The sequence below is a fragment of the Gloeocapsopsis crepidinum LEGE 06123 genome (genome assembly GCF_015207655.1).
GTDB classification, from domain to species: domain Bacteria; phylum Cyanobacteriota; class Cyanobacteriia; order Cyanobacteriales; family Chroococcidiopsidaceae; genus Gloeocapsopsis; species Gloeocapsopsis crepidinum.
Genome location: NZ_JADEWN010000017.1, coordinates 37,757 through 54,843 on the forward strand (window position 1 = coordinate 37,757; position 17,087 = coordinate 54,843).

The following is a 17,087-nucleotide window of genomic DNA, read 5'->3' on the forward strand; positions in this document are numbered from 1 at the left end:
CTTAACACATAGCTTATGCATTTTTGCGTAGAAAATCTCCTAGATTGGTACGATAATCACCAGCGACTCTTACCTTGGCGTCAGGAAATTAATATTTATCACACTTGGGTGAGTGAAGTGATGAGTCAACAAACCGTGTTGGCTGTAGTCGTTCCTAAATTTTCCGAATTTATTAAGCAGTTACCTACAGTTTACGACCTTGCCGCGTGTGATGAGGAAACATTACGTCAACTTTGGTCAGGGTTAGGCTACTATGCGCGGGCGCGGAACTTGCAAAAAGGCGCAAAAATGATTGTAGAACAGCTTAACGGTCATTTTCCGCAATCGTATGAGGCATGGTTAAAAATTCCTGGTTGTGGTGCTTATACCGCAGCTGCGATCGCTAGTATTTGTTATTACGAAAAAGTTGCGTGTGTTGATGGTAACGTCATCCGCGTTGTCAGTCGTTTACTCGCATTATCTGATGTGTGGAGTCAATCAGGACAATCAGCAATTCAAGATTATGTCAACAATATCATTCCTGCGGAACGCCCTGGCGATTTTAATCAAGCGATGATGGAATTAGGCGCGACAATCTGTCGTAAATCAAAGCCACTATGTCATCAATGTCCTTTACAGAAACATTGTCTCGCATTTACTAATAATTGCATTGCCCAGTGTCCACCCAAAAAACCGCGACGCACTTCAGTTAATATTGAGTTGTTTGCATTGATTATTTGGCACAAAGAAACTAATACATTTGCCCTGGTCAAAAGAACAAAAAGGTTTTTAAAAGATACTATTGGTTTTCCCTTAGTCAGTACAGACGAAGTAATAGAATTAGAAAGCACCTTATACTCGCTATCAATACAAATTTCTAAACCAACTGACAATTTTTCTCATACTATTACTCATCATCGTATTTCTGGCAGAGTTTTCATTGTACAACTAACAGAAAATAGTGATTCTGCACTGATTTTGCAAAAATTAGGTTTCTCAGCGCCTATCTACTGGGTAAAAAGAAGTGACATAGCAGAACAACTTGCTACCACACTAGACAAAAAAGTCTTTCAACTATTTTTAATGCAGAATTAGCAGCGATCGCATCTTTTTCTTCACTTCAAAATCTTCTTTGCCCTCTAGCCCTCTCCAACCTCTACGGAAAGGCTATACCTATATACTTTATTTCAGTATTTTTACTATACTATTAGTGCTATAATATACAAAAGCAAAAAGTGTCTATTATTTCAAGCCCATGTTGAAAAAAGTAGATGGGAGTTGGCGTTTTGCAAGTGAGAACAATTTAGAAGATTTCACGTGGAGTAAATTAAATAACTTATTTAGGCTGTCTCCATTAAAACGGCAATATAGAGTCTATGGTGATGTTTGCGATATCTTGGCGCTAGATGAAAATGATAGATTAGTAATTATAGAACTTAAAAATGCCCAAGATAGATACATTGTTCAACAACTCACTCGTTACTACCACAGCGTGTTAGAGGAAAAACCTCTTCAGCAGCATATCAATTATCAACTTCCTATCCGAATGATTGCGATCGCGCCTAGTTTTCATTACCATAGCTGGGTAGATCGCGAATACCATAAATTAAAATTTGAGTTTATTTCTTATACACTCATTCAACAACAGAATGATGATATTTATATACAACTAACAGATTTAGATACAAAGAAAGTAGCAACAGAGAAAGTTACAAACTTATCATCTGTTAAAAAAGTAAACTTGTCACAACCATATGATATGGCAACCACGGAAATAGGCGGATTTACTTTTACTAAAGCTCTCGATGATATTTTATCGGATTACGTCCTTGTTAAGAATGCTCACAAGTTAGGAATACCTGAGTTAGAATTATCTGAAATTGAAAGATTAAACAATCAAGGATACCCAAGTAAAGTAAGCAAGGTATTTAAGATTCGAGTAGAAGAAAATAGAGCAAAAAATGGTTACAGAGAAGTATCAATTCGAGTACCTTCTAGTATTAGAGTTGGAACATTTGTAATCTGGGTGGATAAACGTATCTCAACAGCAGTTGGAGTTATTAGTCCAACCAATGGCAAATATCATATTTACAGATCTAAATAATTAGCGTTCCACCTATGCGGCAGTTATAGCTTTAAAAATCAATTTTCAGTGGAGTACAAAAATGTAAATTATAGGAGGCTGTTGAATTGGTAGTCTCGATCCAAGGTTTATTTGAAACGCACTTAACAGTAAAGCATCTCGATACATCAATTGCGTTCTACCGTGATACAGTTGGGCTTGAACTAGCTTACGTGTTGCCAGAACGTCATGTTGCTTTCTTTTGGATTGGGGGGCATGGGCAAGCGATGCTTGGCTTATGGGAAATCGGCTTTGCTCCAAACTCAATGCAATTACATCTAGCATTCACAAGCACCATTGAAAATATACTCGCTGCACCCTCTACATTGCAAGCTGCTGGAATTATCCCAAAAGGCTTTTATGGAGAACCTGTCGAAGAACCGGTAGTTATTGGCTGGATGCCTGCGTTGTCAATCTACTTTACTGATCCAGATGGACATTTACTAGAATACCTTGCCATGCTACCAGAGGTACCACGTCCCGAACTTGGAGTTGTTTCTTTGAGTGAGTGGAAAGCAAACCAACCATTACGATAGATTATGTGTTGTTCTACTGTAGTGCAAGTTGGCGATCGCGATAGTATCAACTTATCTCACCATTTGCTGAGTGCGGCATTGACTCAATCAACGCTCTTAGCACTTTGTTAACTGATTCAGATGTTGTGAAAACCTGAGCTACATCTTCATCTAAAACTACAACCGTTAACCTTTGCGTCTCACTAAGGGCAGCAAAGCGATTGGGTTTTGCCTTCTGGTAATCAAAGCGATATTCATCTAAAAGAAGCTCTTCTTCAGAGTTCTGGGTGCGTTTAGAGGGCGTTTTGCTCATAATCTTCACGTTCCTTGCGAGTGGCTAGACGGGCACTAATAATACGGATGCTACCAGGTCGTTCAGTAAAGGCGATTAACAGTAATTGATTTTGTTGAGAATGACCAATAATGATTTCTCTGCGTTCATCTACCGAATGAGCCTCATCATCAAAAATAACTGCCAGTGGATTGTTGAATACAGTCTTGGCTTCTTCAAAGCTAACACCATGCTTTTTTAGATTAGCGGCTGCTTTCGACTGATCCCACTCAAACTCCATATCTGAATCATACCTGATTGCTCGTACGCATTAAGCCTGTGCATAATACTACTTCAGTAATGAGACTTTCATACTCAGAAATCTATAAGCCATCTCGCTAAACTACTTAAAGAAATGTTTAATCAAGTGCTTGCTTTCGCACTCCATGCACACATTGCGCAAATTGTCAATGATGAGTTCTCAGTGGTCGATCAACACTGAACTCAAATGCTATTCGGTAAATCGCAGTCTACAATAGTAGCCTAATAAAGATATAGCTGCTTGGTTTGATTATGACTACTGCTACTGCGGTAAAAACCGAGTACGAAGCGATTATTGGTTTAGAAACCCATTGTCAGCTGAGTACAAAAACTAAAATATTTTCTAGTAGCTCGACTGAGTTTGGTGCTGACCCTAATACTAACATTGACCCAATTTGTATGGGTTTACCTGGGGTATTACCTGTTTTAAATGAAAAAGTTCTAGAATATGCTGTGAAAGCAGGTTTAGCACTTAATTGCGAGATTGCTAAATACAGCAAATTCGACCGGAAACAGTATTTTTATCCTGATTTACCGAAAAACTACCAAATCTCTCAATATGACTTACCGATCGCAGAACACGGCTGGTTAGAAATTGAACTTGTTGATGGTGATGGGAATCCAATACGCAAACGTATTGGCATTACGCGCTTGCATATGGAAGAAGATGCCGGAAAACTAGTTCATGCGGGAAGCGATCGCCTTTCAGGGTCAACATATTCTTTAGTAGACTACAACCGTGCAGGTGTACCATTAGTTGAAATTGTCTCGGAACCAGATATGCGATCGGGACAAGAAGCCGCTGAATATGCGCAAGAACTCCGCCGCATTTTACGCTATTTGGGTGTGAGTGACGGCAATATGCAAGAAGGTTCGCTGCGGTGCGATGTCAATATCTCAGTGCGCCCTGTGGGACAAAAAGAGTTTGGCACTAAAGTCGAAATTAAAAATATGAACTCGTTCAACGCGATTCAACGCGCGATTGAATACGAAATTGAACGTCAAACTGCTGCGATTGAAGCGGGAGAAAGAATCATCCAAGAAACTCGCTTGTGGGAAGAAGGATCGCAACGTACTATTAGTATGCGTGTCAAAGAAGGTTCGAGTGATTACCGCTACTTCCCTGAACCCGATCTCGCACCAATTGAAGTGACAACTGAACAACTCGAAAAATGGCGCAGCGAACTTCCCGAACTTCCAGCCCAAAAACGCCATCGTTATGAAACCCAATTAGGACTTTCACCTTATGATGCGCGGGTACTCACTGACGATCGCACTGTAGCTGAGTATTTTGAAGCAGCGATCGCATCCGGTGCATCTGCTAAACAAGCAGCAAACTGGATTATGGGTGATATTGCAGCATACCTGAATAAAAATAAGCTGGGTATTAACGAAATCGCGCTCAAACCAGAAGCCCTCGCAGAACTTGTGACGTTGATTGAAGACAACACAATCAGCGGTAAAATCGGCAAAGACATCTTGCCAGAGTTATTCACAAAAGGTGGTTCGCCCAAAGCGATCGTCGAACGCGATAATCTAGGTCAAATCTCAGATTCGGGTGCACTAGAAAAAGTCATCGATCAAGTCATCGCTGCTAATCCGAAAGAACTAGAACAGTATCGTAACGGGAAAACTAAACTTCTTGGCTTTTTTGTCGGAAAAGTTCTCAAAGAAACTGGCGGACGTGCTGATCCTAAGTTGACAAATCAATTACTGGCAAAGAAGCTTAATGGCTAGTGGCTAGTGGTTAGTGAGTGGAATTTATCAAAAAATGCTCTCAGCTATAAACACCTAAATCTTCAAGGGGTCTTAACAAAAAATCTAGAATCGTGAGTAAATCAATGCTATCTAACCTGGTATACTTTGCAGAGTAGATGCACCCTGATGATCGGGAGAGTCGCACAAAAGACTCTCCTTTTTTATTGATAATGGCGCGAAATGAGTCATTGGGGACACCAAAAAAGCGCCGTAAGCAGGAAGTGCGGGCAAAGGCAGGAAGAATGTCACAATGGCAAGAAATTGAGGGTGGCGTGACTGCCCCCAGAGGATATAAAGCAGCAGGAATAACAGCGGGATTGAAACCTTCAGGACTTCCAGATTTGGCATTGATTGTGTCAGATGTCGAAGCGATCGCCGCAGGTGTTTTTACCACATCCCAAGTCCGCGCCGCCTGTGTCGATTACTGTCGCCAGCGCCTGCAAGCTAAACCAAGTGCTAGGGCAATATTATGTAATGCTGGACAAGCTAATGCTTCTACAGGTTCACAAGGGTGGCTAGATACTTTAGAAAGTGCCATGTTACTAGGGCAAGCACTGAATATTCCTTCTGACTCAGTGCTGATCGCTTCTACAGGGGTAATCGGACGTCGAATCCGCATGGATGCACTCAAAAGTGGAATTCCTAAACTCGTCGCCGCTGCTTCCGACACAGGTTCTGATGATGCTGCACAAGCAATTGTCACAACCGATTTAGTCACTAAGTCAGTTGCCTTAGAAACGACTATGGGCGATCGCCCTGTGCGCATTGGTGGAATCGCTAAAGGTTCGGGTATGATTCATCCGAATATGGCAACAATGCTAGCTTTTGTGACCTGTGATGCTGCGGTTTCTCCTTCTTTGTGGCAGCAAATGCTCAGCCGCGCCGCAGATAAAAGCTTTAATCAAATCACTGTGGATGGCGATACCAGCACAAATGATACTCTTATTGCCTTAGCAAATGGTCAATCGCGCACTCCAGCCATTACAGAAATGGGGGCTGAAGCCGAGAAGCTAGAAGCAATGTTAACTGAAGTGTGTCAACGCCTCGCAAAAGCTGTTGCGCGTGATGGTGAAGGGGCAACGTGTTTAATTGAAGTACAAGTTAATGGCGCGACAGATGAGGAGTCTGCAAGGAAAGTTGCAAGAACAATCGCAGGTTCATCTTTAGTCAAGTCTGCAATCTTTGGACGCGATCCCAACTGGGGTAGAATTGCCGCAGCAGCAGGGCGGGCGGGAGTTCCCTTTGAGCAAGAAAACTTGCAAATTAAACTGGGTAATTTTGAGTTAATGCAAAATGGCGAACCGTTGCCTTTTGATCGGGCAGGTGCAAGTGCTTATTTAAAGCAAACTGCAGAAGAATCTTTATTACCGAAAGAAGTTGTTGCGACAAATACAAGTAATGATTTATCTGTAGTAAAAGCCGGAATATCACTACCATTTGATCGAGCCAATGCTTCATTGCAAAGAATTGATAACCCTGTGATTATTGCAGTGAGTATTGGTCATGGCTCCGGTTTTGGTAAAGCGTGGGGGTGTGACTTGAGTTATGATTACGTCAAAATTAATGCAGAGTATACAACTTAATACTTGTAATAGTTATTCAGAAGCGATCGCAAATTAACAATAGTAGTTAAAGCAGGTTGAAATGGTTATTCATAAAATTCTTAAAGATTAATTGAAATAGCTTCTACTGGGCAGGTAGGAATACACTGTTCGCAGACAATGCAGCGCGATCGCGTAAATGACAGGCGATAAGTTTCAGGATCGAGAGTTAAGGCTTCAGTTGGACAAACACCTGTACACAAGCCACAATCAACACAAATATCTTGATTGATCGCAATCTCTGCTACACTTTGCGAAACAGTAATGTGAAGCGATCGCATCCATTCAATTGCCGCATCTAGTTGATCGATATCGCCGGATAGTTCCACAACGAGTTTACCGATTTGATTCGGGGCGACTTGCGCACGAATGATATTCGCGGCAACATTAAAGTCTTTTGCCAGGCGATAAGTGACTGGCATTTGCACCGCACGTTTAGGAAAGGTAAGAGTAACTCGCTTTTTCACAGTAATATTCTCTGTTCACTCGATGACTGCCCCAACTTCTAGTGTATTGAGATAACAATGGAAGATTAGAGGTTCGTGCCGATTCAGTTACACTAAGTAATACTAGGGCTGAACAAGTTTTGATCGAAACCTTATGAGTGTGACATCAGAAGCAAATACTGGCAAGCGCGTTAGAAATTTTTTGATTGTCTTGGTTGCGATCGCGCTGAGCGTTGCATTAGTTTTAGGCTTGAGAAACCAAACGAGTGCAGTTTCCTTAACGCACTTAGATGAGGAATCTATTCCGCTAGAAGTGGCACTGACTAATGGCAAACCATCGCTCATGGAATTTTATGCTAACTGGTGTACTAGTTGCCAAGCAATGGCACCAGATATGGCACAGTTAAAGCAAGAATATGGCGAATCAGTGAATTTTGTCATGCTGAATGTCGATAACAGCAAGTGGTTGCCGGAAATTCTCAATTATCGTGTTGATGGAATTCCCCATTTTGTGTTCTTGAATAAAGAGGGGGAAGCGATCGCACAAAGCATTGGCGAACAACCCCGTATGGTTATGGCAACAAATTTAGATGCTTTAGTTGCAGACTCACCCCTACCTTATGCCCAAAGCAGTAGCGGTCAAGTTTCCAAGTTTACAGCACCTGTAGCACCTGCTGATAACGCAGACGATCCGCGACTTCATAGTAGTCAAGTAGTCAATTAAAATATCTCAAACACTCTTGCAGGCAACTTCACATTGTCTGCAACAAATTTAAATAATATGATAACTCTGGCTATCATTGTCTTAATAATTCTTACTGGTTCAGCATTCTGCTCCGGTATAGAAACTGCATTACTATCAATATCTACGATTAGGGTGCGTCAGCTAGCGCAGAACAAGATTCCTTCAGCGGTTGCACTGTTATCAATTAAAGAGAAGATTAGTCGTCCCATTGCAACGATTGTCATTCTCAACAATATCTTCAACATCGTCGGTAGCATTGTTATTGGTAGTGTTGCAACCAATGTTTTAGGAGATGCGTGGTTAGGTGTTTTTTCAGCACTTCTCACTTTTTTAATCATTATTTTCGGTGAGATTGTGCCGAAGACTGTTGGTGAAAGATATGCTGAACAAATATCTTTGCTAGCAGCAATACCTGTTAGAGGACTTACTTTTTTATTAAAGCCTATAGTTTGGATTGTTGAGAAAGCGACACAACCTTTTACTAAAGGAAAAAGAAGACCAACAACAAATGAAGCAGAAATTAAATTGTTAGCAAATATTGGATATCAGGAAGGCATTATTGAAGACGATGAAGCCGAAATGATTCAGCGAGTTTTTCGGTTAAACGACCTCACAGCAGCCGATTTAATGACTCCACGAACCATTATTACGCATCTATCGGGAGACTTGACACTTGGAGAGTGTAAAAAAGAGATTATTGCTTCGCAACACACCAGAATTATTGTAGTAGGGGAATCTATTGATCAAGTTTTAGGGTTTGCGCTTAAACAAAAATTGCTAGCAGCAATGGTGGAGGGAAATAATGACCAAAAGATTGCTAACCTTGCGCGTAAAGTACGCTTTGTTCCTGAAACAATCCGCGCTGATAAATTACTAAAAAACTTCCTTGAAGCACGCGAACATTTAGTAGTTGTCGTTGATGAATATGGTAACGTTGCTGGAGTTGTCACTTTAGAAGATGTACTAGAAGTACTCACTGGAGAAATTGTAGATGAAACAGATCGCATTATAGATCTCCAAGAAATTGCTAGGAAAAAACGCGAGCGTATGTTGCAGTTTAGGATTTTTGGCAATAAATCTGCGAAGAAAAAACCTTAAGTTTCGCTTGGCAATTAATCTACAAACATAAAAATGACAACTACACTGCATCAGCAACTTACACTTGAAAAGTTTCTCAAACTACCTGAAACCAATCCTGCTAGTGAATTTGTTAATGGTAGGATTTATCAAAAACCAATGCCTCAAGGTAAACACTCGCGGTTGCAACTGAAGCTGTGTGATGCAGTGAATCAAGTAGCAGAAGCCAAAAAAGTTGCTCTAGCATTTCCCGAGTTACGCTGTACATTTGGTGGAAGATCGCTCGTTCCTGATGTTACTATATTTACTTGGAGTAGAATTCCTTTTGATCGAGACGGGGAAATAGAAAATGTATTTGCTCTGCATCCCGATTGGGCAATTAAAATTCTCTCTTCTGATCAAAATGCTACCAAAGTTATTAGTAATATCCTACATTGTTTAAGACATGGTACTCAACTAGGATGGTTGATCGAGCCAGATAGCCGCTTGGTGCTAGCTTTTTTTCCTGAGCAGCAACCAATAGAATTGACTAATGATGATAGATTACCAGTACCAGAATATATAGAATTAAACTTAAGTGTTAATCAAATATTTAGTTGGTTAAAAGCAGGAAGTTAAATTCAGGAAGTGGACAATAGAGAGTCGTGAAGTGTTAAGTGTTGATTGTTGAGTTAAGAAAGTTAATTCAAACTTAAAATTCAGAACTGATGTTTTTATCTACTTACTTATCTAACAAATCATCACCTACTACTAATCGGGGATAAATTAATAGGAAAAATCCCATCCACGTTAATACAGGAATTGCTATCAGACTCGTTAACCAAAAAGTTTTAAATAGAATCCAACTACTAGCAATTAGTGTAACCCCAGTCAGTAAGATAGACCAAGGTTGACACCACCAAGGCTTGTAATTCCAGATACTAATAGGTTTTTGCTCTGACATTGAGGCGATCGCAATACGACTATTGCATAGTTATATCATTTTGATGCAAAACTTTATATGCAATCGAGACTGATCTGTAAGGATTTTTGCAAAATTCTTTTGTAGTAACAATATGAACTAGTAAAACTTTACAAATCCTTATGACACAAGCCTTACACAACCTGACATTTGAAAACCCCTATCGTCCTTTGTGGTTGCGTGGGATAAACTGGGCAGGAGAAACTCTTAAGCAGAATGGAATTTCGTTAGTTAACCTCTCGGAAGAATCACTACTGACTGCTGCAAGTAGTCAAACAGGTTTATCTGATTGGGGTGACGAAAGTTTTCGGCTACCACTACGGATACTGCTGGAATCTTTAGAAAAAGATGCTGAACTCAACTTATTTGGACGCTATTTCACGCGCAAATTGTATATTCAACTGCTGATCAATCGGTTGCGTATCCAAGCAGATATCAAACGTCATCCTGATATCTTACAAGTACCGATCGCACGACCATTGTTTATTTTAGGAATGCCGAGATCTGGTACTACATTACTGCACAATTTATTAACTCAAGATCCTACAAGTCGTTGGTTGCATCTATGGGAATTAGCAAGTCCTTCCCCGCCACCAGAGTACCGCAACCGCAACAGCGATCCTCGAATTCAAAAGGTAGAGAAATTTGTTAGACGATACAACACTTTAGCACCACAACTGGCTACAGCACACAATCTTAATCCTCAAGGACCTGAAGAATGTAATCCTTTGTTTGAGCATGAATTTGCTAGTTTGATTTTTGAACTGCGGGCGAATGTGAAGAGATACACCGAGTGGATGGAAACCTATGATATGGTCAGAGTATATCAATTTTATCGGCAGCAGTTACAACTTTTAGCATGGCACTATCCAGGCGCTCATTGGGTACTCAAAGCACCTGCACATATATTTTACTTGGATGCACTGATTAAAGTTTTTCCTGATGCTTGCATTGTGCAAACACACCGCGATCCTCTCAAAGTGCTTCCTTCGGTCTGCAGTTTAACTGCAATAGTTCGCGGAGTTTATAGCGATCGCGTTGAACCAAAAGCTCTAGGAAACTACTGGAGCGATCGCATTGCTAAAGCTTTGGAAAGAGAAATGCAATTCCGCGATTCTGAAGCGTCTTCTCGTTTCTATGATCTACACTACCACAACCTTGTGCAAGATCCTATCGGTACAGTACGTCAGATCTATGCCTATTTTGGTTATGATTTTCATCCCCAAATGGCAGAAAACATCAAAACCTGGCTGGCACAAAATCCCCAGCATAAGCATGGAGTTCATCGGTACTCTTTAGAGCAGTTTGGGCTAGATCCTGAAAGGGCTAATAGTCGATTTGCAAAATACTGTGAAAAATTTAATGTCAAGCGCGAGTGAGTTGCAGCACTCGACTTTATGCATCAGAACCCGCACTATTGTATTGTGCAGTGGCAGGTTCAAACTTAACTTTATTGTATAAATCGAGTAGGGAAATCTCAAAAGGAACTGTTGTTAAAGCTAATGCTTTATCTTCTCGATCGTACTCGCGCAGTTCCCAACGTTTTTTCCCGTTTGTGAAAAATGATCGATGTGAATTGAATTTTGATCGACTAATAGGTATTCCTGAAAAGAAGCGATCGTCCGATAAGCACAGTTTTCTTCGCGATCGTAACCTTGAGTTAATTCTGATAGTACTTCGACAATAACTTGGGGATTGGTAACTGTATCCGTACGGTTATTGTAATACTCTGGTTCTCCTGCGATCGCCATGACATCTGGATAGGTGTAAAACCGCTTTTCGGGTATCCACAACCGGACATCTCCCATAAAAACTTCGTAGTTTTGCTGTCTAAAAGCAAAATTCATTGCAGCACTTAGATTTAATGCAATTCGATTATGATTTGTTGAACTGCCTGCCATTGGAACTATTTGCCCATCAAGATATTCACTTTTATATTCAGCAGCCTTCTCTAACTTCAAGTATTCTTCTGGAGTGTAGTATCGCTGTTGCGTTTGCATAATTCTCAAGCAAAGCTTGTCAGCTTTGACACGTTGGATAGTTATCCCACATTTTAGCTTGCGAATGAATTCGCTACTAGATAGACAAAGTCCACCAATTTAGAGTTATGAGTTATGAGTGTTGAGTTATAAAACTTTTTTAATTCAAAACTAAAAACTTAAAATTCAAAACTCTTGAAACTTCGTTTGGATAGCCCCGACTTCAGTCGGCAGGCATCTGCTAATGTACTAACTCGCGCACCAACTTCGCCAATCTTTCAGCACTATCAAAAACTGCCATTTTTCCTGCAGCATCAGCCATTTTTTGCAAGTCTTCAGGTGAGTGCAATAACTCCAACACTTGAGTTTGCAACATAGCAGGAGTTAATTCTTTTTGGCGAAATACTATGGCTGCACCGGACGCAGCCAAGACTTGGGCATTGTAGAATTGATGATCTTCCGCAGCAGTTGGCAGTGGAATAAAAATCGCAGGTTTACGAGTAATCGCTAACTCGGTGACAGTACCAGCCCCCGATCGCCCGATCGCTAAATTTGCTCTTTGCAGCAAACTTGCCATATTGTCGTAAAAAAGTAGCGGAAAATACTGTGGATGCTGAAGACTTGCAACGTCGGGATCGTTGTTTCCTGTTAAATGTACAATCCACACCCCACCATCAAACCATGCTGGTGCACATTGACGAATAAGTTGATTGACAGCAACTGCACCCTGACTACCACCGACAACAACGATGAGAAAAACATTGTCAGGAATGGGAAGATCGAGGGGAGATAATTTCTCACTTAAAAACTGCGATCGCACGGGTGTGCCAGTATAAATTGTTTGAATACGCGGTAAATATTGGGCTGCAGGTTCAAATCCCAGTGCCACAGCAGTACAAAATGAGCTAAAAAAGCGCGTGACTTTGCCAGGAATCGCATTAGATTCGTGCAGAATGACAGGAATTCCCAGCGATCGCGCCGCCATAACAGCAGGGGCAGCGATGTACCCACCTGTGGTAAAGACACCTTGAAATGAGCCTTGTTGCAGTAGCTGGCGGACTTGAAAAACTGAACTGGCAATTTTAGTGAGATTGCGTAGCGTACCAATTCCTAAGGGTTCTTGAAATCCCGCAACCGAAATTTTATGAAGTGGATATTGTGCAGGAACTAACTGTGTTTCTAGGCGATTGGGAACACCCAACCACTCGATCTCGTAATCTGGTAATTGTTCAGCCAATGCGATCGCTGGAAACAGATGTCCGCCAGTACCACTCGCTGCAATTAATAATTTTGTCGGTATTACCATTGAGTTACAAAGTCAACGCCCAGGTTAGCTTAAGATTAAACAATTAACTGTTTTATAGTAATCAAATATCAAGCTATCACCGATGCGTAACTTTATGTTTTTTTTAACCCCTTCCCGAAAGCTTCCTCAACAAAATAAGTTGTCAGCTAGCAGTTGGGTAGCACTTTTGCTGATGACACTTACTTTATCAGTGCAATCACACCGCGTTCAAGCTCAAGCAACACCCGATGCCCCTCCCGCGTTGAAAAATCTATTAGCACGTGTTGATGCAGCTGCTAACGCACACAATGCTAATGCAGTCGTGCAATACTATGGAACAAACTTCACGCATTCTGACGGCTTGACACAGCAAAGTATGGCGCAGTCTCTAAATCAACTTTGGCAACGCTACCCACAACTAAGATACACAACACGCGTTGAATCGTGGAAGCCAGAAGGACGCGCGATTGTTGCTGAAACAATTACCAATATTAGCGGTAGTCAAGTACAAGACAATCGAAATTTAATGTTTAATGCGACGATTAGATCGCGACAGCGAATTGAGAATGAAAAAATTGTCCGCCAAGATATCTTATGGGAACGCAGCCAATTAAGAGCCGGAGCTAAACCACCGACAATTGAGGTAAGATTACCACAACAAGTTAAAGCTGGGCAACAATTTAATTTTGATGCGATCGTCCAAGAACCTCTTGGCGATGATTATCTCTTAGGTGCAGTAATTGAAGAACCTGTACAATCAGGCAATTATCTAAATCCTGTACCAATTGAATTGGAATTACTTCCCGCTGGTGGTATTTTTAAACAAGGTCGCGCACCAGCTGCTGGAAACCATCGTTGGATCTCTGCAATCGTAGTTCGAGGAGATGGTATGACTATGGTAACTCAGCGACTGCAAGTTGTTGGTGCAAATGCTGCAAGTACGACCCAATCAGCAACGACAACTCAACAACAAAATTAAAGTTTATACTTTAGTTTGAACTTCTATTGCACCTTACTGTAATAGGCGTTTCAAATAGTATAGTGAAGTAAAAGATTCTCGTAGATGCACCTAAACAAAGTGGATGGGCAGGAAAGTCCGTCCCACAGTGATTTGATTGTTTTGTGGGGTAGGCTTCTAGCCTGCCCTATAACGCATTCTTATCTCATTTTTAGTTAAACAACTAGACTGATTTAGTCGTTAGACTGGGTTTGATATCTTTTTTCGTTTTTAATGGCTTGAGCGATCGCACAAATTGCTTGATATAATTTTGTTCGCGCCCCAAAAAAGAATAATTTCCCTTTAACAAGTCTTTTCTAACATAAGCTCTGTGTAAGCTCAAAGAGATGTCTTCTTTAGTGATATAACCAGATGCAACAGCCTCTTTAAAGTAGTTAAACCACACTTCTCCATAAGGATGATTATGATATTTCCACGGTTGACTAAAAAGTCCCGTATAGTGAATCAGCTTAGTGTTTTTATCGCAAACATCAAGCATATTCCAACCAGGATCTAGCTCTCCAATGGTATAGGGATGATGTGCTAGAAAGGTCTGGTTCATGACCATGAAATCGGTTTGAGTATACAAAATTCGATCAATTTCATCGAAAATTGTTTCCAAATTAAATTGAGATTTCTCGCAGTCGATTAACATGACGCTGAGACCCCAGAAATTGCTACCGCCACGATATCCTGTATACGCTCCTTGTTTTGCTAAGAAATCACAACCATTCATTGGTGTATCGAATAGCTTGCCTATATCAGTCAGACAAACTATGTCAGAATCTACATAAATTGCCTTTCCTTGATAGTTACAAACTTCAGGAATTATAAATCTATAAAGACTAAATTCAGTAGCATTACGACACTTGATCTTTAATGACATCGGAGCCAGAAAAGGTTCTCCATCATTTAAAGTAATGGAGTTATGCGTACCATTTAATACATATATATCAAGTTCTCTTTGGGAGTGCTTGTGTAGAGAGTGAATCAAAGTCTTTCTTTCTAAAAGGCTCGCTTCTCCTGACCCAATGAAAACTCTAACGTGCTCCTGGTTTTTCATGGTATTATTCCCTTTTTAAAACTAGTTAAAATCATTTTTTACCCTTGACATCAAAGTGTTTTTATCTCTATGATAGGTTTGCAAACCCTTTTTCTTTTGAAAAACTTTAGAATAAAAAAACAATTCAAAGCTAAACGATTGTATGACAATATAAACAAAACACTAATAACATAGACTTTTGAAAAGTAATGTTATAGTGTTTTGACTACAAAGATGATTATTGCTACTAACTGTAAAATTAGATAGATTTGGGATATTTTAATCCTCCTTAAGTAACTTAAATACTAAATCAACTGAGTTAATAAGCTCCTTTACGTAATAAAACAACCAAAACTGTTTGCCAAAGGATACGTAAGTCTATCCAGAAAGACCAGTTTTCTTGATAGAACAGATCCATTTGCAGCATATCGTTGAAAGTGACTTCACTACGTCCACTAACCTGCCACAATCCTGTTACGCCAGGTAACATTGTTGCTCGCTGTGACATATCATCGTTGTAGTCTTGGATTGCTAAGTAGTAGTCTCTCAACTGCAAAGGACGAGGACCTACCAAGCTCATACTGCCTTGTAATACATTAAATAGTTGTGGTAGCTCATCTAAACTTGTCCGGCGTAGGAATTTACCGACACGAGTGACACGCGGATCTTCCTTCATTTTAAATAAAACACCACCTTCAGACTCGTTATGCTGCTCAAGCTCTTTGAGTCGTTCTTCTGCATTCACCTCCATTGTGCGAAACTTCCAAATGACAAATGCTTTACCATTTCGCCCTATGCGATGCTGACGAAAGAAAATTGGTCCTTCCGAATCTAGGCGAATAAATAAGGCGATCGCTAGTAGAAGTGGACTTAAAAAAAGTACTCCTAATCCAGCACCAAGAAAATCAAGAAGTCTTTTACCGAGACATTGCAGTGTATATTGCCACGATCGCACTTGTAGAATTGGCTCTTGATACAAAGAGCTTACACTGACTTCAGAAGTTGGACTAGGAATAAAATTTGGGGAGGACATACCTATCTCCAAAAAAATGCACGGTCAATGTGTTAGAATGTACACAGGTATTCTTAATGCTCGACGTAATTGCCTGTTGTTGCCAGCTAACCTAGGTAAAGTGACTAGTCAGCAACAAGTTTAGTAGCATCTACAAAAATTCAGACCTTAAAAGGTGAACTTGAGCCACTAATCCCATAGTGGCTTTTGCTTATTGAGCTAAATTCGATATGCCTCTTGTGAAAGAGGAGATAGGAGCAGTATCCTGCGAGAGGTGAATAGTCTACTTAATCAGAAATAACGATACAGAAGCATCTAACTACTTTAGACGCCATCTAGGTCAGGAGTTTTGTAAAGAACCAAGCTTAAGCATTAAGCATAGCTGCCCACAAGTAAAGAGTCTAACAAAGCCCAAGCAGCATCTTTAGCAGAAATCTCACTGACAGGTATCGGCCAATCAATGCCCAAAACAGGGTCATCATAACGCAAGCCCCGCTCATAGCCAGGAGTGTAAAACTCACCTACTTGATAGACAACTTCCGCACCATTCGTCAGTGCTTGATACCCGTGGGCAAACATCTCTGGTACATACAACGCACGGCGATTTTGAGCAGATAACTCCACACCAATATGTTGCAAGTATGTGGGTGATTCTGGGCGCATATCGACAATCACGTCGTAAATTGCACCAGCGATACAACGTACCAGTTTGGTTTCACACGCAGGCGCGACTTGATAGTGCATCCCGCGTAGCGTTCCTTTGTGATGATTGAACGACAAGTTGCATTGTGCCACTGTTGCTTTTAGTCCGTGTGCCGCAAATTCTTCGGCGCAGTAGGTGCGGGCAAAAAAACCACGATGATCGGGTTTTTCTTCTATGTCAATAATGTATGCACCTTTAAGTGAGGTTTCGCTAAATCGCATTATTTTCTCCAATAGAAATCTTGGTCTATTTGTTGTATTTCCAATTAGTACC

Annotated in this window: 19 protein-coding genes; 10 read left to right on the forward strand and 9 right to left on the reverse strand. The window is 40.7% G+C overall.

Translation table 11 applies throughout. The features are described 5' to 3' along the window. Positions 1–15: 15 nt before the first annotated feature. From IQ230_RS08915 to IQ230_RS08925, 3 genes are all read left to right on the forward strand, one after another. On the forward strand, positions 16–1,074 hold the full coding sequence (locus IQ230_RS08915) for an A/G-specific adenine glycosylase (protein ID WP_193931659.1): 1,059 nt from the start codon (positions 16–18) through the stop codon (positions 1,072–1,074). 160 nt (positions 1,075–1,234) lie between these two features. Further along, on the forward strand, positions 1,235–2,083 hold the full coding sequence (locus tag IQ230_RS08920) for an endonuclease NucS domain-containing protein (RefSeq protein WP_193931660.1): 849 nt from the start codon (positions 1,235–1,237) through the stop codon (positions 2,081–2,083). Between the two features lie 86 nt (positions 2,084–2,169). Then, positions 2,170–2,637 carry a VOC family protein gene (locus tag IQ230_RS08925; RefSeq protein ID WP_193931661.1) on the forward strand — a complete coding sequence of 156 codons (468 nt, stop codon included), beginning with the start codon at positions 2,170–2,172 and terminating at the stop codon, positions 2,635–2,637. Positions 2,638–2,683: 46 nt separating this feature from the next. On the opposite strand, the gene IQ230_RS08930 is transcribed toward IQ230_RS08925, so the two are convergent. Beyond that, complete coding sequence (locus IQ230_RS08930; protein WP_193931662.1) at positions 2,684–2,929, reverse strand: hypothetical protein; 246 nt, start codon at positions 2,927–2,929, stop codon at positions 2,684–2,686. Further along, on the reverse strand, positions 2,910–3,188 hold the full coding sequence (locus IQ230_RS08935; RefSeq protein WP_193931663.1) for a BrnT family toxin: 279 nt from the start codon (positions 3,186–3,188) through the stop codon (positions 2,910–2,912). The genes IQ230_RS08930 and IQ230_RS08935 overlap by 20 nt, the downstream gene beginning before the upstream one ends. Before the next feature lie 272 nt (positions 3,189–3,460). On the opposite strand from IQ230_RS08935, the gene gatB reads away from it, so the two are divergent. After that, positions 3,461–4,945: an Asp-tRNA(Asn)/Glu-tRNA(Gln) amidotransferase subunit GatB gene (gene gatB / locus IQ230_RS08940; RefSeq protein ID WP_193931664.1), complete on the forward strand. Its 1,485-nt coding sequence runs from the start codon at positions 3,461–3,463 to the stop codon at positions 4,943–4,945. 263 nt (positions 4,946–5,208) lie between these two features. Further along, on the forward strand, positions 5,209–6,549 hold the full coding sequence (argJ, locus tag IQ230_RS08945) for a bifunctional ornithine acetyltransferase/N-acetylglutamate synthase (protein ID WP_193931700.1): 1,341 nt from the start codon (positions 5,209–5,211) through the stop codon (positions 6,547–6,549). Between the two features lie 80 nt (positions 6,550–6,629). Here argJ and IQ230_RS08950 read toward each other — a convergent pair whose 3' ends face one another. Further along, positions 6,630–7,034, reverse strand: coding sequence for an NIL domain-containing protein (locus tag IQ230_RS08950; protein ID WP_193931665.1), 405 nt, complete (start codon positions 7,032–7,034; stop codon positions 6,630–6,632). A gap of 133 nt (positions 7,035–7,167) precedes the next feature. Here IQ230_RS08950 and IQ230_RS08955 point away from each other — a divergent pair, with 133 nt between their 5' ends. From IQ230_RS08955 to IQ230_RS08965, 3 genes are read left to right on the forward strand one after another with little or no spacing between them, the layout of a single operon-like run. Next, positions 7,168–7,737: a thioredoxin family protein gene (locus IQ230_RS08955; RefSeq protein ID WP_193931666.1), complete on the forward strand. Its 570-nt coding sequence runs from the start codon at positions 7,168–7,170 to the stop codon at positions 7,735–7,737. A gap of 57 nt (positions 7,738–7,794) precedes the next feature. Next, a complete protein-coding gene (locus IQ230_RS08960; RefSeq protein ID WP_193931667.1) occupies positions 7,795–8,856 on the forward strand; it encodes a hemolysin family protein in 1,062 nt (353 codons plus the stop codon). Positions 8,857–8,889: 33 nt separating this feature from the next. Next, positions 8,890–9,453: a Uma2 family endonuclease gene (locus IQ230_RS08965; protein WP_193931668.1), complete on the forward strand. Its 564-nt coding sequence runs from the start codon at positions 8,890–8,892 to the stop codon at positions 9,451–9,453. 103 nt (positions 9,454–9,556) lie between these two features. On the opposite strand, the gene IQ230_RS08970 is transcribed toward IQ230_RS08965, so the two are convergent. Next, positions 9,557–9,778 (reverse strand): DUF6737 family protein, encoded by a 222-nt coding sequence (locus IQ230_RS08970; protein ID WP_193931669.1) that lies wholly within the window; start codon positions 9,776–9,778, stop codon positions 9,557–9,559. A gap of 140 nt (positions 9,779–9,918) precedes the next feature. On the opposite strand from IQ230_RS08970, the gene IQ230_RS08975 reads away from it, so the two are divergent. Then, the gene (locus IQ230_RS08975; protein ID WP_193931670.1) at positions 9,919–11,175 is read left to right on the forward strand and encodes a sulfotransferase family protein; all 1,257 of its coding nucleotides are present in this window, start codon (positions 9,919–9,921) and stop codon (positions 11,173–11,175) included. A 120-nt stretch (positions 11,176–11,295) separates the two neighbouring features. On the opposite strand, the gene IQ230_RS08980 is transcribed toward IQ230_RS08975, so the two are convergent. Next, on the reverse strand, positions 11,296–11,796 hold the full coding sequence (locus tag IQ230_RS08980) for a Uma2 family endonuclease (protein ID WP_322742351.1): 501 nt from the start codon (positions 11,794–11,796) through the stop codon (positions 11,296–11,298). A gap of 220 nt (positions 11,797–12,016) precedes the next feature. Then, positions 12,017–13,081 (reverse strand): undecaprenyldiphospho-muramoylpentapeptide beta-N-acetylglucosaminyltransferase, encoded by a 1,065-nt coding sequence (gene murG, locus IQ230_RS08985; protein ID WP_193931671.1) that lies wholly within the window; start codon positions 13,079–13,081, stop codon positions 12,017–12,019. A 94-nt stretch (positions 13,082–13,175) separates the two neighbouring features. Here murG and IQ230_RS08990 point away from each other — a divergent pair, with 94 nt between their 5' ends. Then, positions 13,176–14,039: a nuclear transport factor 2 family protein gene (locus IQ230_RS08990; protein WP_228054702.1), complete on the forward strand. Its 864-nt coding sequence runs from the start codon at positions 13,176–13,178 to the stop codon at positions 14,037–14,039. A gap of 202 nt (positions 14,040–14,241) precedes the next feature. On the opposite strand, the gene IQ230_RS08995 is transcribed toward IQ230_RS08990, so the two are convergent. The 3 genes from IQ230_RS08995 to rfbC form a co-directional block, all read right to left on the reverse strand. Next, entirely contained in the window at positions 14,242–15,120 is an 879-nt protein-coding gene (locus IQ230_RS08995) for a glycosyltransferase (protein ID WP_193931673.1), read from the reverse strand. A gap of 298 nt (positions 15,121–15,418) precedes the next feature. Then, the gene (locus tag IQ230_RS09000) at positions 15,419–16,132 is read right to left on the reverse strand and encodes a sugar transferase (protein WP_193931674.1); all 714 of its coding nucleotides are present in this window, start codon (positions 16,130–16,132) and stop codon (positions 15,419–15,421) included. A gap of 351 nt (positions 16,133–16,483) precedes the next feature. Beyond that, complete coding sequence (gene rfbC / locus IQ230_RS09005) at positions 16,484–17,035, reverse strand: dTDP-4-dehydrorhamnose 3,5-epimerase (RefSeq protein ID WP_193931675.1); 552 nt, start codon at positions 17,033–17,035, stop codon at positions 16,484–16,486. Positions 17,036–17,087 lie beyond the last annotated feature (52 nt).

Excerpts from the sequence above, each read along its gene's own strand:
- IQ230_RS08970 (WP_193931669.1), bottom strand. The coding sequence starts at position 9,778 with ATGTCAGAGCAAAAACCTATTAGTATCTGGAATTACAAGCCTTGGTGG.
- IQ230_RS08975 (WP_193931670.1), top strand. The coding sequence starts at position 9,919 with ATGACACAAGCCTTACACAACCTGACATTTGAAAACCCCTATCGTCCT.
- IQ230_RS08955 (WP_193931666.1), top strand. The coding sequence starts at position 7,168 with ATGAGTGTGACATCAGAAGCAAATACTGGCAAGCGCGTTAGAAATTTT.
- murG (WP_193931671.1), bottom strand. The coding sequence starts at position 13,081 with ATGGTAATACCGACAAAATTATTAATTGCAGCGAGTGGTACTGGCGGA.
- IQ230_RS08990 (WP_228054702.1), top strand. The coding sequence starts at position 13,176 with ATGTTTTTTTTAACCCCTTCCCGAAAGCTTCCTCAACAAAATAAGTTG.
- IQ230_RS08930 (WP_193931662.1), bottom strand. The coding sequence starts at position 2,929 with ATGAGCAAAACGCCCTCTAAACGCACCCAGAACTCTGAAGAAGAGCTT.
- IQ230_RS08960 (WP_193931667.1), top strand. The coding sequence starts at position 7,795 with ATGATAACTCTGGCTATCATTGTCTTAATAATTCTTACTGGTTCAGCA.
- IQ230_RS08920 (WP_193931660.1), top strand. The coding sequence starts at position 1,235 with ATGTTGAAAAAAGTAGATGGGAGTTGGCGTTTTGCAAGTGAGAACAAT.
- IQ230_RS08935 (WP_193931663.1), bottom strand. The coding sequence starts at position 3,188 with ATGGAGTTTGAGTGGGATCAGTCGAAAGCAGCCGCTAATCTAAAAAAG.
- IQ230_RS09000 (WP_193931674.1), bottom strand. The coding sequence starts at position 16,132 with ATGTCCTCCCCAAATTTTATTCCTAGTCCAACTTCTGAAGTCAGTGTA.
- rfbC (WP_193931675.1), bottom strand. The coding sequence starts at position 17,035 with ATGCGATTTAGCGAAACCTCACTTAAAGGTGCATACATTATTGACATA.
- argJ (WP_193931700.1), top strand. The coding sequence starts at position 5,209 with ATGTCACAATGGCAAGAAATTGAGGGTGGCGTGACTGCCCCCAGAGGA.
- IQ230_RS08965 (WP_193931668.1), top strand. The coding sequence starts at position 8,890 with ATGACAACTACACTGCATCAGCAACTTACACTTGAAAAGTTTCTCAAA.
- IQ230_RS08995 (WP_193931673.1), bottom strand. The coding sequence starts at position 15,120 with ATGAAAAACCAGGAGCACGTTAGAGTTTTCATTGGGTCAGGAGAAGCG.
- IQ230_RS08980 (WP_322742351.1), bottom strand. The coding sequence starts at position 11,796 with ATGCAAACGCAACAGCGATACTACACTCCAGAAGAATACTTGAAGTTA.
- gatB (WP_193931664.1), top strand. The coding sequence starts at position 3,461 with ATGACTACTGCTACTGCGGTAAAAACCGAGTACGAAGCGATTATTGGT.
- IQ230_RS08915 (WP_193931659.1), top strand. The coding sequence starts at position 16 with ATGCATTTTTGCGTAGAAAATCTCCTAGATTGGTACGATAATCACCAG.